This is a genomic window from Virgisporangium ochraceum (assembly GCF_016863655.1).
Classification (GTDB): domain Bacteria; phylum Actinomycetota; class Actinomycetes; order Mycobacteriales; family Micromonosporaceae; genus Virgisporangium; species Virgisporangium ochraceum.
Map to the genome: position 1 here is coordinate 43,736 of NZ_BOPH01000061.1, position 13,289 is coordinate 57,024.

The window sequence follows — 13,289 nt, forward strand, 5'->3', positions numbered from 1 at the left end:
GCCCGCCCGCGCCGCGTGCGCCCCGTGCGCCCCGCGCGTCGCGTCCGGCGGTTCGTGCGCCGATCTTGCGGTTGTGGCCGCACCTTTCTGGTCATATAGGCCGACTTGTCGGGGGCCACGACTGCAAGATCGGCGCGCGGAGGTTGTCCACAGGGGCGGCGGTTGTCCACAGCGGACCGGTTCGGGGGTGCGGGCCGTGGGGGTGGTCGGGCAGTCTGCCGGGCGTGGGCGAGCAGATCTACCGGTACCGGCAGCTGCGGGAAGCGGGCGTCAGCCGGCGACAACTCCGAACGGTCGTCGACAACGGCGGGGCCGTTCGTCTCGGGTCGGGTGTCTACGGCAGCGGGCCGGCGGAGTGGATGCGCGACGTCCGTGCCCTCGTCGCCCGCCTGCCCACCGGAACCGCCCTCGGGTACCAGAGCGCCGCGGCTCTCTACGGGTTCGGGCCGGCTGTCGACACCCTGCACGTGATCGTTCCGGTGGGTACCGTCCGACCCCGGATCGCGGGCGTCACCTGCCATGAAGCGGTGCTGCCGGTAGCGGCGCCGGTGACGGTCGCGGGGGTTCCGTGCTCGCCGCCGGCCAGGTGCGCCATCGACCTTGCCCGTTCGATGCCCCGGATGCACGGCCTCGCCACCCTCGACGCGGCGCTACGCAGCGCGACGTGCACCGCCGACGATCTCCCCGAGGAGGTCGGGCATCACGCCGCCCTGCGCGGGGTCCGGCGAGCGCGCGAACTGGTGGGGATCGCCGACGGCCGGGCCGAATGTCCGCAGGAGAGCCACCTCCGGCTGGTCGTCATCGACGGTGGACTGCCGGTGCCGGAGCCGCAGCTGTGGGTGTGCGACCCGAGGGGCCGGCACATGTACCGGCTCGACCTCGGATACCGCGAGCAGAAGGTGGGCCTCGAGTACGAAGGCCGGTCGCATCTGACGACGGCGAGGCTCGACGCCGACCGCTCGCGCATGAACTGGCTGAGCGCGCAGGGCTGGGCCATGCGCTACTTCACCGCCCGCGACGTGTACTCCTCGCCCGGCCTGGTGGTAGCCACCGTCCGCGCCGCCCTGGCGGCGTGACCCCCGCGCCCCTCGTCCTTCCGCCGGGCACCTCCGCCCGCCGCTCGTCCTTCCGCCCGCTCCTCCGCGCGCCGCTCGTCCTTCCGCCCGCTCCTCCGCGCGCCGATCTTGCAGTTGTGGCCCCCGACAAGTCGGCCTATATGGCCAGAAGGGTGCGGCCACAACTGCAAGATCGGCGGGAGTCTTGCGGGGCGCGGCCGAGCGCGGCGGGGCCGGGCGCGAGGGCGCGGTTCGGGGACGGAGGCGCGGTGGGGACACGAGGGCGTGGCGCCGGGCGCGGTGCGGGGCGGACCTCGGGACTGGGGGCGCGGGATCCGTCAGAGGGCGTGCATGACGTGCTTGATTCGGGTGTAGTCGTCCAGGGCGTAGGTGCTCAGGTCCTTGCCGTGGCCGCTCTGGCGGAAGCCGCCGTGGGGCATTTCGGCCACCAGGGGGATGTGGCAGTTGACCCACACGCAACCGAAGTCGAGGCGCTGCGTCATGCGCATCGCGCGGCCGTGGTCCTTCGTGAAGACGGAGCTCGCCAGGCCGTACTTCACGCCGTTGGCCCACCGGACGGCCTCGTCCTCGTCGGAGAAGCGCTGGACGGTGATCACCGGTCCGAAGATCTCCTCCTGCACCGCCTCGTCGTCCTGGCGGAGGCCGGAGACCACCGTCGGCGCGTAGAAGAAGCCCTTCGACCCGATCCGTGACCCGCCCACGGCGACCGAGGCGTGGTCGGGCAGCCGGTCGACGAAGCCGGTGACCCGCTCGAGCTGGGCCGCGTTGTTCAGGGGACCGTAGGCGACATCGGCGTCGGAGGGCGGACCCACCTTCGTCCCGTTGGCCTGTTCCACCAGGGCGGCGACCACGTCGTCGTAGATTCCCGGCGCGGCCAGCACCCGGGTGGCGGCGGTGCAGTCCTGGCCGGCGTTGAAGTAGCCACCGACCGCGATGGCCTCGGCCGCCGCGGAGAGGTCGGCGTCGTCGAAGACCACCACCGGGGCCTTGCCGCCGAGCTCCAGGTGGGTGCGCTTGAGGTCGAGCGCGGCGGTCGCGGCGACCTCCAGGCCCGCGCGGGTGGAGCCGGTGATCGAGACCAGTTCCGGGGTCGGGTGCGACACCAGGGCGCGGCCCGTGTCGCGGTCACCGCACACCACGTTGAGGACGCCCGGAGGCAGGAACTCGGCCGCCAGCTCGGCGAGGAACAGGGTGGACGCCGGGGTGGTGTCGCTGGGCTTGAGCACCACCGTGTTGCCGGCGGCCAGCGCGGGTCCGAACTTCCAGACGGCCATCATGAACGGGTAGTTCCACGGGGTCACCTGGCCGACCACGCCGATCGGCTCGCGCCGCACGTAGCTCTCGAAGCCGGTCATGTACTGCCCGGCCGCGCGGCCCTCCAGCAGCCGGGCCGCGCCGGCGAAGAACCGCACCTGGTCGACGGCCGGCGGCACCTCCTCGCTCATCGTCAGCTCGATGGGCTTGCCGGTGTTCTGCGACTCGATCGCGACCAGTTCGGAGGCGCGGGCCTCCATCGCGTCGGCGAGCTTGAGCAGCGCCTTCTGCCGGTCGGACGGGGTGGCGTCGCGCCAGCCCGGGAAGGCGTCGGCGGCCGCGCGCATCGCGCGGTCGACGTCGGCCGCCCCGGAGACCGGCGCCGAGGCGAACACCTCGCCGGTGCTCGGGTCGACGAGGTCGGCGTACCCGCCATCGGACGGCTCGACGTACTCGCCGCCGATGAAGTTGCGCAGCACCCGCTTGTCTGCCATGACCTCGTCCTCCCTCACGCCCTCAGGCTCGCCCCATGGCGCCAACCCCGTTCTACGTGTCCGGAGGTCCTGAGTCCAGCGGCGATGTGGAGATCGACCGGCCGGTTACTTCTTCTTCTTTTTCTTCTTCTTGCTCGAGGAGCCGTCGGAGTCGCCGCAGGCGGCCAGCAGGGTCAGGGCACCACCGCCGAGGAGGGCGGCGATGGCGGTACGCCGAGTCACATTCGTGTCATCCACGCAACCGTTGTAACAGACGGGCACCACGGAAGAGAGTGCCGCCGCCGTCCCCGGGCCCGGCCGCACTAGGCTGCTCAGGGTCAGTCAAACCGAGCACGGGAGCGCAAACCGGTGTCCGACCTCAGCCTGATCGTGAAGGCCTACGACGTGCGGGGCACCGTCCCCGACCAGCTCGACGAGACGGTCGCCGAGGCGCTGGGAACGGCGTTCGCCGAGACCGTCGGCGGTGACCGCGTCGTGGTGGCCCGCGACATGCGCGAGTCGGGCGTCGGGCTGGTCGCCGCGTTCGTCCGGGGCGTCACGGCCACCGGCACGAGCGTCGTCGACGCCGGGCTCGGTTCGACCGACCTGCTCTACTTCGCGTCGGGTTCGCTCGACCTCCCGGGCGTCATGTTCACCGCGAGCCACAACCCGGCCCGCTACAACGGCCTCAAGATGTGCCGCGCCGGCGCCCGGCCGATCGGTCAGGACAGCGGCCTGCTCGAGATCAGGAACCGGGCGCAGGCGATTCTCGACGGCGCGGCGCCGTCTCCCGCTCAGAAGCGGGGTGACGTGCAGCAGCGTGACCTGTTGAGCGACTACGCCGCGCACCTGCGGACCCTGGTCGACCTGTCGGGGATCCGCCCCTTGAAGGTGGTGGTCGACGCCGGCAACGGCATGGCCGGGTACACGGTGCCGGAGGTGCTGGGCTCTGCTGGTTCTATCGGGGGGCTGCCGCTCACGGTGGTCCCCTTGTATTTCGAGCTCGACGGCAGCTTCCCGAACCACGAGGCCAACCCGCTGGAACCGGCGAACCTCGTCGATCTGCAGGCCGCGGTGCGTGAGCACGGCGCCGACCTCGGCCTGGCCTTCGACGGCGACGCCGACCGCTGCTTCGTGGTCGACGAGCGCGGCGTGGCGGTCTCGCCGAGCGCGATCACGGCGCTGGTCGCGGCGCGCGAGCTCGCTAAGCACCCGGGCTCGACGATCATCCACAACGTGATCACGTCGCGGGCGGTGCCGGAGATCATCACCGAGCACGGCGGTGCGCCCGTGCGCACGCGGGTGGGGCACTCCTTCATCAAGGAGGAGATGGCCCGCACCGGCGCCGTCTTCGGTGGCGAGCACTCGGCCCACTACTACTTCCGCGACTTCTGGTTCGCCGACACCGGCATGCTGGCCGCGATGCACACGCTGGCCGCGCTGGGTGAGCAGGCGGCGCCGCTGTCGGAGCTCGCGGCGGAGTACGAGCGGTACGTGGCCTCCGGCGAGATCAACTCGACCGTCGACGACCAGGCCGCCCGCATCGCCGACGTGGAGAAGGCCTTCGCCAGCCGCGACGGCGTGACGCTCGACCACCTCGACGGGCTCACCCTCGGATTCGCCGACGGGAGCTGGGCCAACCTGCGCCCGTCGAACACCGAGCCGCTGCTGCGGCTGAACGTGGAGGCGCCCACGCCCGCGGGCATGGCCGAACTGCGTGACGAGATCCTCGAGATCGTGCGGGCCTGAACGATGAAGGAGAACACCCCCATGGACTTCACCGAGCTGTTCCAGCAGCTGCGCTGCCCCGACGAGCACCACGCCGAGCTGGCCTACGACGCCGCCGCGCAGACCCTGACCTGCACGGTCTGCCGGCGCGTCTTCCGCATCGAGGACAACGTGCCCGTGCTCCTGCTCGACGAGGCGCAGACCGCATGAACCCGCTCGACGGTGCCGCCGGTGTGCGCGGCCTGCGCGTGGCCGACCACGCCCTGCTCGACGACCAGGCCGCCCTCACCGCCGCCGACCCCGGCCAGATGCTGCGCGCCACCGCGTCGGCCGGCGCGCAGGTGCGCGAGTCGGCGTCGCTGGCGGCGGAGGCCGACTACCGGCCGTTGATCGACGAGGGCCGGCCGCGCGCGGTCGTGGTCGCCGGCGTCGGCACCGCCGCGCGCACCGGTGACGTGCTGGAGACCGTCGCCGGCCCGCGCTGCCCGGTGCCCGTGCTCTCGCACCGCAGCGCCGGCATCCCCGGCTGGGTCGGTGCGGCCGACGTGGTCATCGCGGTGTCGGCGTCGGGCCGGTCGCCCGAGGCGCTGGCCGCGGCGGAGGCGGCGGCCCGGCGCGGTGCCCGGCTGGTGGCGATCGGCGCTCCTGACACGGAGCTGCAGGCCATGGCCGAGCGGGCGCGGGCGACGTTCGTCCCGGTGCCGCGGCGCGCGCCGGCGCGGGCCAGCTTCTGGGCGCTCACCGTGCCGGTGCTGATGGCCGCCCGGCACCTGGGGCTGGTGAAGATCACCGAGGCCGACCTCGCGGAGACGGCGATGCGGCTCGACGCCGAGGCCGAGCGCTGCCGGCCGGGGCTGGAGTCGTTCGTGAACCCGGGCAAGACGCTGGCGCTCGACCTGGCCGGCTCGATCCCGGTGCTGTGGGGGTCGTCGCCGCTGGCGACGGTCGCCGCGCGGCGGTTCGCCGACACGCTGGCCGCCAATGCCCGGTACCCCGCGATCGCGGGTGGGCTGGGCGAGGCCAACCGGGGCCGGGTCGGCCTGCTCGACGGCCCGTACGGCGCACTCAACGAGGCAGACCGCGACATCTTCGCCGATCCCGGCGACGACGACGGACCCGACGTGCGGCTGCGGCTCGTCCTGCTGCGCGACGGTGGGCTGCGTGAGGAGCACCCCACCGCCGACGGGGTGGCCGCCAACGACGAGGCCGAGCCGGCGAGCGTCGAGGAGCGCCGGGCAGACGCGGTCCAGCGGATCGCGGAGCAGCGGGGGGTGCGGGTCAGCGTCGTGGAGGCCGAGGGCGGTTCGGCCTTGGAGCGGCTCGCGTCGCTGTTGGCGGTTCCGGATTTCGCGTCCATCTACCTGGGTATGGCGCACGGGCTGGACCCGATGGCGGTGCCGGCGATCTCCGAGCTCAAGGAGCTGACCAACTCATGAGGAGGCGGTCCCATGGCAGGTAGCGAGGGTGGAACCAAGGCTGTCGTAGCGGCGCTGCTGGCGAACCTCGGCATCGCGGTCACGAAGTTCATCGCGTTCTTCCTCACCCAGTCCTCGGCGATGCTGGCCGAAGCCATCCACTCGGTGGCCGACTCCGGCAACCAGGGGCTGCTCCTGCTGGGGGGCAAGCGGGCCAAGCGGCGGGCGACGCCGCAGCACCCGTTCGGCTACGGCCGCGAGCGGTACATCTACGCGTTCGTGGTGGCGGTGGTGCTGTTCTTCGTGGGCGGCATCTTCGCCCTGTACGAGGCCTGGCACAAGTTCGCCGACCCGCACCCGATCGAGAGCTGGCACTGGGTGCCGGTCCTCGTGCTGAGCGTCGCGATCGTCCTGGAGAGCTTCTCGTTCCGCACCGCGATCAGGGAGACGAACAAGATCCGCGGCGAGTCGTCGTGGGTGGCGTTCGTGCGGCACGCCCGGGTGCCGGAGCTGCCGGTGATCCTCCTGGAGGACCTGGCGGCGTTGCTGGGGCTCGTCTTCGCGTTCGCCGGCGTCGTGCTCACGCTGGTCACCCACAACGGCATCTGGGACGCGACGGGCAGCGCCGCGATCGGCATCCTGCTGATCGTGGTGTCGGCGATCCTGGCCATCGAGATGAAGAGCCTGCTCGTGGGCGAGGGCGCGACCCCGGAGCAGACCAGCGCGATCGAGGCGGCCATCAGGAACAGCGACGAGGTGGCCGACCTGATCCACATGCGCACCATGTACCTCGGCCCGGAGGAGCTGCTGGTCGCGGCGAAGTTCGCGGTCAAGACGTCCGACTCGGCGGCCGACGTGGCGGCCGGTATCAACGCGGTGGAGGCGCGCATCCGTGAAGCCGTGCCCATCGCGCGTGTGATCTACCTCGAGCCCGACATCCGTAGAGCCGTCGCTCCCGAGCAGGCTAAGCCTCCAGCGCAGGCGGCGCACTGATGCGGCGGCTCGACGCCCCGGTCCGCGGGTACGCGTGGGGGTCCCGGACGGCGATCGCGGCGCTGCAGGGGCGCCCGGTGCCGTCCGACGGCCCCGAGGCGGAGCTGTGGATGGGCGCGCACCCGGGTGCGCCGGCCGTCCTGGCCGACGCGCGCACCGGGCTCGACGCCGCGATCACCGCCGACCCCGCCGGGCTGGTCGGCGCGGAGGTGGTGGAGGAGTTCGGGCCGCGGCTGCCGTTCCTGCTCAAGGTGCTCGCCGCGGCGGCGCCGCTCTCGCTGCAGGCCCACCCGACCACGGCGCAGGCCGAGGCCGGCTTCGACGCCGAGGACGCCGCGGGCGTCCCCCGTGACGCGCCGCACCGCACCTACGTCGACCGGCACCACAAGCCGGAGCTGCTGGTGGCGGTCGAGGAGTTCGACGCGTTGTGCGGGTTCCGCCCGCCGCGCGAGTCGGCCGACCTGCTGGCCGCGCTCGATGTGCGGCAGCTGCACCCGGTGATCGCCGAGCTGCACAACCCCGACCAGGCCGCCGCGCTGCGTGGCGCGGTCACCGCGCTGCTGACGATGCCGGTGCCCGGTCCGCTGGTCGCCGCGACGGTGAAGGCCGCGGCCGGCCGGCCCGGCTACGAGCTGGTCGGCGAGCTGGCGGCCACGTACGCGGGCGACGCCGGGGTGGTGCTGGCCCTGCTGCTCAACCGGGTGCGGCTGGCACCCGGTGAGGCGGTGTGGATGCCCGCCGGCAACCTGCACGCCTACCTGCGCGGGCTGGGCGTGGAGATCATGGCCGCGTCCGACAACGTGCTGCGCGGCGGCCTGACCCCGAAGCACATCAACGTGCCCGAGTTGCTCCGGGTGCTGCGGTTCGAGGTCCTGACCGATCCCGTCGTGCGTCCCGTCGAGCTCGCGCCCGGTGTGTGCACCTGGCCCGTCCAGGTGCCCGACTTCGCCCTGTTCCGGGCGCAGGTCGACGGCACGTCGGCGGAGCTGCCCGGCACCGGTCCGCGGATCGCGATCTGCATGCGCGGCGAGGTGACCGTCGACGACGGCACCCAGCCCTTGGGCCTGCGCGGCGGCGAGGTCGCCTTCGCCGCGGCCGGCACGAAGCCGCTGACGGTGGCCGGCTCCGGCGACGTCTACATGGCGACCGTCGGTCGCTGACCCGCCCGTCGCTGGCACCCAAAACGGTCACATAGGTTTTTCGCGGCATTTCGCTTGACAACGTCAGTGCGAAGAGTAAGTTCTTAACCACGCAGTGTCATCGCGACGCGAGTCCGAAGCCACGCGCGGGGGAACCAAACCGGGGGGAGCACGGGGCGGCGGGAGGCGGAAACGCCACCCGGCGCCCCGTGCGTAATTGTGCGTACGGTCCACAACTTCCGGAGCAAGTTGCTCTGCCCCGAAACCCAGCCCAAGACCAGTCGCGTAGGGTGGAAAGCCGTCCACTGCAGCCGCAGATCCTGGAGTTTTGATGACCAGTACCCTTCCGCGTACCGACGCGCCCGGCTCCCTCGCCGAGGGCGACTACAAGGTCGCCGACCTCTCGCTGGCCGCGTTCGGTCGTAAGGAGATCCAGCTCGCCGAGCACGAGATGCCCGGCCTGATGGCGGTCCGGCGCGAGTACGCCGAGGCGCAGCCGCTGCGTGGGGCGCGCATCACCGGCTCGCTGCACATGACCATCCAGACTGCGGTGCTCATCGAGACGCTCGTGGCACTCGGCGCCGAGGTGCGCTGGGCCAGCTGCAACATCTTCTCCACCCAGGACCACGCCGCGGCCGCCATCGTGGTGGGCCCGACGGGCACGGTCGAGGACCCCAAGGGTGTTCCGGTGTACGCCTGGAAGGGCGAGACGCTGGAGGAGTACTGGTGGTGCACCGAGCAGGTGCTGCTGTGGCCCGACGGCCACGGTCCCAACATGATCCTCGACGACGGCGGTGACGCCACGCTGCTGGTGCACAAGGGCGCGGAGTTCGAGGCCGCCGGCGCGGTGCCCTCGCCGGACACGGCCGACAACGAGGAGTACGCCATCATCCTCGGCGTGCTGCAGCGGTCGCTGAAGGAGGACTCCCAGCGCTGGACCCGCGTGGCGGCCGGCATCAAGGGCGTCACCGAGGAGACCACCACCGGCGTGCACCGGCTGTACGAGATGAAGGACCGCGGCGCGCTGCTCTTCCCGGCGATCAACGTCAACGACTCCGTCACCAAGAGCAAGTTCGACAACAAGTACGGCTGCCGCCACTCGCTCATCGACGGCATCAACCGCGCCACCGACGTGCTCATCGGCGGCAAGGTCGCCGTGGTGGTCGGGTACGGCGACGTGGGCAAGGGCTGCGCCGAGTCGCTGCGTGGCCAGGGCGCGCGGGTCATCGTCGCGGAGATCGACCCGATCTGCGCCCTGCAGGCGGCGATGGACGGCTACCAGGTCACCACGATCGACGACGTCGTCGACACCGCCGACATCTTCATCACGGCCACCGGCTGCTTCAACGTGATCACGGCGGAGCACATGAGCCGCATGAAGCACCAGGCGATCGTGGGCAACATCGGCCACTTCGACAACGAGATCGACATGGCCGGCCTGCAGAAGCTGCCGGGTGTGGAGCGGGTCGTCGTGAAGCCGCAGGTCGACGAGTGGCGGTTCGCCGACGGGCACTCGATCATCGTGCTGTCGGAGGGCCGGCTGCTGAACCTGGGCAACGCCACGGGCCACCCGAGCTTCGTGATGTCGAACTCGTTCACCAACCAGGTGATCGCCCAGATCGAGCTGTTCACGAAGACTGAGCAGTACCCGCTGGGCGTCTACACGCTGGCCAAGCACCTCGACGAGAAGGTGGCGCGGCTGCACCTGGCGTCGCTGGGCGTCAAGCTCACCGAGCTCAGCAAGGAGCAGGCCGAGTACCTCGGTGTCCCGGTCGAGGGTCCGTACAAGCCCGAGCACTACCGGTACTGAGCCCATGCGGATCTGAGATCTGAGATAGGCGGAGCGTGGCGATCCTGGCCCGCTCCGCCTATTTGCTGCCCGCGTTCACGAGTTCGTCATTTCCGTGAGCGCCCGGTGTGCCATCGCAGGCGTTATGAATGAATCGATTCCGCCCGTCTCGCACAGATTGTTCGGGGCGTACGGGGCGTAACCGTGGGCGCTGCCCATTCGGGTAGGTCACTTTTCGCTTGACCGAGCGTGATGCGTCGTGAGCCGCCGTTTTGTCCGGAAAAGTCCGCACAAAGCCCCCGTCCAGTCGTATTCGTCGATCCCATTCTTCCCCCATTCGACGGCATCGACTCCACCATTCGTACGAGGCTCATAACCGGCTTGACGCGTCCGCATAACGGGACAGTCACGAATCTCCGTCGGCACTTGGCGACTGGCGTCAACCGTCGTTTCCTTTAGGCACTACAGCGCAACCGGTCGGCCGCGGTCCATCTGTCGTGGGCGCGGACCGTTTCCATGACCGGCTTGTGGTAGCTGACTGGAGGGGAAATGCGTACTCGAACCACCCGGCTTCGCGGGCTCGTGGCCTTTGCCGCGGTCTCCGTGCTGGCCCTTAGCGCCTGCGGCACCAGTGGCGGCAGCGACAACGAGGGCCCGGAGAGCTCACCGGGCTTCGCGGAATGTGAGCAGAAGCCGAACGACTGCAACACCGGGGCCGTGAAGGATGGTGGCTCGCTCACGATCATGTCGGAGAAGTCCATCCAGGACTGGAACGTCATCAGTGCTGACGGCAACACCGCCGACACGACCTTGATCACCAACGCCCTCATCCCGCAGCCGTTCTTCTCGAAGCCGAACGGCGACATCGGCTGGAACGAGAACCTGCTGGTCGAGGAGCCCAAGCTCCTCAAGAACGACCCGCAGACCTGGCAGTACAAGATCAAGCCTGAGGCTGTCTGGAGCGACGGCACGCAGATCACCGCCAAGGACTTCCAGTACCACTGGAAGGTCGCCAACGGCACCGACTGCCCCGACTGCGACCCGGCCAGCGACACCGGCTACAAGTCGATCGAGAAGATCGAGGGCACCGACAACGACAAGACGGTCACCGTCACGCTCAAGGCCGGCGAGCTGTACTCGGACTGGCAGAGCCTCTTCCAGCTGTTCCCGTCGCACATCGCGGCGCAGCAGGGTGACCTGAACACCCCGGCCGGCCTGAAGAAGGCCTTCGACTTCTTCCGCGGCACGCCGACCTGGTCGGGTGGCCCGTTCAAGATCGAGAAGTACGAGACCGACGTGTCGGTCGTGCTGGTCCGCAACGAGAAGTGGTACGGCAAGAAGGCGCCGCTCGAGAAGGTGACCTTCCGGATCATCACCGACCAGGCTCAGCACATCCCCGCGCTGCGGAACCAGGAAGTGCAGATGCTCACCTCGCAGCCCAGCCCCGACCTCGTGCAGCAGGTCAGCTCGCTGCCGGGCGTGAACTTCAACCTGGCGGCCGGTCAGACGTGGGAGCACTTCGACCTCAACACCACGAACAAGTACCTGGCCGATAAGGAGCTGCGTCGCGCGATCTTCACCGCGGTCAACCGCCAGGAGATCATCGACAAGACCGTGGGTTCCTTCTACAAGAAGGCCGCGCCGCTCAACAACCACAACCTGATGCCGGGTAACCAGGGCTACAAGGACTACATCACGCCCACCAACCAGGGTGCCGGCAAGACCGAGGACGCCAAGAAGATCCTCACCGACGCTGGCTACAAGATCGAGGGTGGCAAGCTGATCGGTAAGGACGGCGCGCCCGTCCCGCCGTTCCGGTTCAAGTACACGACCGGTAACACCCTGCGTCAGCAGTCGGGTGAGCTGCTGCAGGCCCAGCTGAAGCAGATCGGTATCGACATCTCGATCGAGCCGATCACCAGCCTCGGCGGCACGCTGAACAACGGTGACTTCGACATCATCATCTACGCGTGGGTCGGCTCGCAGTTCATCGGTGACAACGTCGCCCTGTGGCGCACCGGCGGTGGCAGCAACTACGGCAAGTACTCGAACCCCGAGGTCGACAAGCTGCTCGACGCCGCGGCGCGGGAACTCGACAAGACCAAGCAGCGCGACCTGTTCAACCAGGCCGGTGAGCTGATGGCCAAGGACGCGTACGTGCTGCCGCTCTTCCAGAAGCCGGCCATGATCGCCGTCTACTCGCAGTTCCTGAACGTCCGCAACAACCCGAACAACTCGGGCACGACGTACAACATCCAGGAGTGGGGCGAGAAGGCCTGACGCTGGCCTGTAACACGCCACACCTAACCTCGCTGTAACGATGTCGAAGGGCCCCGGACGCTGCCGGCGTCCGGGGTCCTTCGGCCAAGCGGCGAGTCTTCGCGGAGGAACCTATGCTCGCCTACGCCATCCGGCGCCTGCTCGTCGCGATTCCGGTGCTGCTCGTCGCGTCTGTGATCGTCTTTACGCTGACGCTGTTCACCGGTGACCCGGTGCAGGAGAAGTACGCGGCCCGAAACCCTCCGGTCCCGCAGCAGACCATCGACAACGAGCGCGAGCGGCTGCACCTCGACGACCCCATCCCGGTCCAGTACGGCAACTGGCTCAAGAACCTCGTGACCAAGGGCGACTTCGGCCCCTCGATCAACACCGCGAGCAACATCGGTGACGAGCTGGGTCGGCGGATCGTCGTGACCATGCGCCTCGTCCTCTTCGCGATGTTCCTGGCGCTGATCCTGGCGATCATCTCCGGCGTCCTCAGCGCGACCCGACAATATTCGTGGATCGACTACGTCTTCACGTTCTTCGGCTTCCTGTTCCTCGCGATGCCCGCGTTCTGGGTCGCGGTGCTGCTCAAGCAGGGAGCGGTCACGTACAACGAAGCCACCGGCACCCGCACGTTCTTCACGATCGGCGCGCGTTCCGTCGAGACCGAACCCGGAATCTGGCCCGCCATCGCCGACATCTTCGGGCACTCCGTGCTTCCGACCATCGCGCTGGCCCTGATCACCTACGCCGCGTGGAGCCGGTTCCAGCGGGCCTCGATGCTCGAGGTGCTCAACAGCGACTACGTGCGGCTGGCCCGGGCCAAGGGACTCACCCCCCGCAAGGTGCTCACCCGCCACGCGCTGCGCACCGCGCTGATCCCGATGACCACCGTGAGCGCGCTCGGCATCGCCACGATCATCGGCGGCGCGGTCATCACCGAGACCGTGTTCGAGTGGCAGGGCATGGGCCGCTACCTGATCGACTCGATCGCCACGCGCGACCGGTACGCGATCATGGGCTGGCTGCTGGTCGCGGGCATCTTCGTGGTTCTCGGCAACCTCATCGCCGACATCCTCTACGGCATCCTCGACCCGCGGATCCGCTATGAGTGACCGCCTGTGGGGGTCCACAATGAACTTCGATCTCAGCGGCGG

At 69.7% G+C, this 13,289-nt stretch carries 11 protein-coding genes; 9 read left to right on the plus strand and 2 right to left on the minus strand.

Annotated elements, in window-relative coordinates:
- The first annotated feature begins 224 nt into the window (after positions 1-224).
- Positions 225-1,076: a type IV toxin-antitoxin system AbiEi family antitoxin gene (locus Voc01_RS21550; protein WP_239160369.1), complete on the plus strand. Its 852-nt coding sequence runs from the start codon at positions 225-227 to the stop codon at positions 1,074-1,076.
- A 317-nt stretch (positions 1,077-1,393) separates the two neighbouring features.
- Here Voc01_RS21550 and Voc01_RS21555 read toward each other — a convergent pair whose 3' ends face one another.
- Both Voc01_RS21555 and Voc01_RS54135 read right to left on the minus strand, forming a co-directional pair.
- A complete protein-coding gene (locus Voc01_RS21555) occupies positions 1,394-2,824 on the minus strand; it encodes a gamma-aminobutyraldehyde dehydrogenase (protein ID WP_203929322.1) in 1,431 nt (476 codons plus the stop codon).
- Between the two features lie 105 nt (positions 2,825-2,929).
- Complete coding sequence (locus tag Voc01_RS54135) at positions 2,930-3,061, minus strand: hypothetical protein (RefSeq protein WP_275423741.1); 132 nt, start codon at positions 3,059-3,061, stop codon at positions 2,930-2,932.
- 111 nt (positions 3,062-3,172) lie between these two features.
- On the opposite strand from Voc01_RS54135, the gene Voc01_RS21560 reads away from it, so the two are divergent.
- The 8 genes from Voc01_RS21560 to Voc01_RS21595 all read left to right on the plus strand — a co-directional run bounded on the left by Voc01_RS21560 (position 3,173) and on the right by Voc01_RS21595 (position 13,247).
- The gene (locus Voc01_RS21560) at positions 3,173-4,552 is read left to right on the plus strand and encodes a phosphomannomutase/phosphoglucomutase (RefSeq protein ID WP_203929297.1); all 1,380 of its coding nucleotides are present in this window, start codon (positions 3,173-3,175) and stop codon (positions 4,550-4,552) included.
- A gap of 21 nt (positions 4,553-4,573) precedes the next feature.
- Positions 4,574-4,741, plus strand: a complete 168-nt coding sequence (locus tag Voc01_RS21565) for a Trm112 family protein (RefSeq protein ID WP_203929298.1) — start codon at positions 4,574-4,576, stop codon at positions 4,739-4,741.
- Positions 4,738-5,967, plus strand: a complete 1,230-nt coding sequence (locus Voc01_RS21570; protein WP_203929299.1) for an SIS domain-containing protein — start codon at positions 4,738-4,740, stop codon at positions 5,965-5,967. Before Voc01_RS21565 ends, Voc01_RS21570 begins: the two co-directional genes overlap by 4 nt.
- Positions 5,968-5,979: 12 nt before the next feature.
- Positions 5,980-6,939, plus strand: a complete 960-nt coding sequence (locus Voc01_RS21575) for a cation diffusion facilitator family transporter (RefSeq protein ID WP_203929300.1) — start codon at positions 5,980-5,982, stop codon at positions 6,937-6,939.
- The gene (gene manA, locus Voc01_RS21580) at positions 6,939-8,099 is read left to right on the plus strand and encodes a mannose-6-phosphate isomerase, class I (RefSeq protein WP_203929301.1); all 1,161 of its coding nucleotides are present in this window, start codon (positions 6,939-6,941) and stop codon (positions 8,097-8,099) included. The genes Voc01_RS21575 and manA overlap by 1 nt, the downstream gene beginning before the upstream one ends.
- Positions 8,100-8,409: 310 nt before the next feature.
- Positions 8,410-9,888, plus strand: a complete 1,479-nt coding sequence (gene ahcY / locus Voc01_RS21585; protein ID WP_203929302.1) for an adenosylhomocysteinase — start codon at positions 8,410-8,412, stop codon at positions 9,886-9,888.
- Between the two features lie 528 nt (positions 9,889-10,416).
- Complete coding sequence (locus Voc01_RS21590) at positions 10,417-12,147, plus strand: ABC transporter family substrate-binding protein (protein ID WP_203929303.1); 1,731 nt, start codon at positions 10,417-10,419, stop codon at positions 12,145-12,147.
- 113 nt (positions 12,148-12,260) lie between these two features.
- Positions 12,261-13,247, plus strand: coding sequence for an ABC transporter permease (locus Voc01_RS21595; RefSeq protein WP_203929304.1), 987 nt, complete (start codon positions 12,261-12,263; stop codon positions 13,245-13,247).
- The last annotated feature ends 42 nt before the right edge of the window (positions 13,248-13,289 follow it).

Coding starts and splice junctions, on each gene's coding strand:
- Voc01_RS21555 (WP_203929322.1), bottom strand. CDS start 2,824: ATGGCAGACAAGCGGGTGCTGCGCAACTTCATCGGCGGCGAGTACGTC.
- Voc01_RS21565 (WP_203929298.1), top strand. CDS start 4,574: ATGGACTTCACCGAGCTGTTCCAGCAGCTGCGCTGCCCCGACGAGCAC.
- Voc01_RS21570 (WP_203929299.1), top strand. CDS start 4,738: ATGAACCCGCTCGACGGTGCCGCCGGTGTGCGCGGCCTGCGCGTGGCC.
- Voc01_RS21575 (WP_203929300.1), top strand. CDS start 5,980: ATGGCAGGTAGCGAGGGTGGAACCAAGGCTGTCGTAGCGGCGCTGCTG.
- manA (WP_203929301.1), top strand. CDS start 6,939: ATGCGGCGGCTCGACGCCCCGGTCCGCGGGTACGCGTGGGGGTCCCGG.
- ahcY (WP_203929302.1), top strand. CDS start 8,410: ATGACCAGTACCCTTCCGCGTACCGACGCGCCCGGCTCCCTCGCCGAG.
- Voc01_RS21590 (WP_203929303.1), top strand. CDS start 10,417: ATGCGTACTCGAACCACCCGGCTTCGCGGGCTCGTGGCCTTTGCCGCG.
- Voc01_RS21595 (WP_203929304.1), top strand. CDS start 12,261: ATGCTCGCCTACGCCATCCGGCGCCTGCTCGTCGCGATTCCGGTGCTG.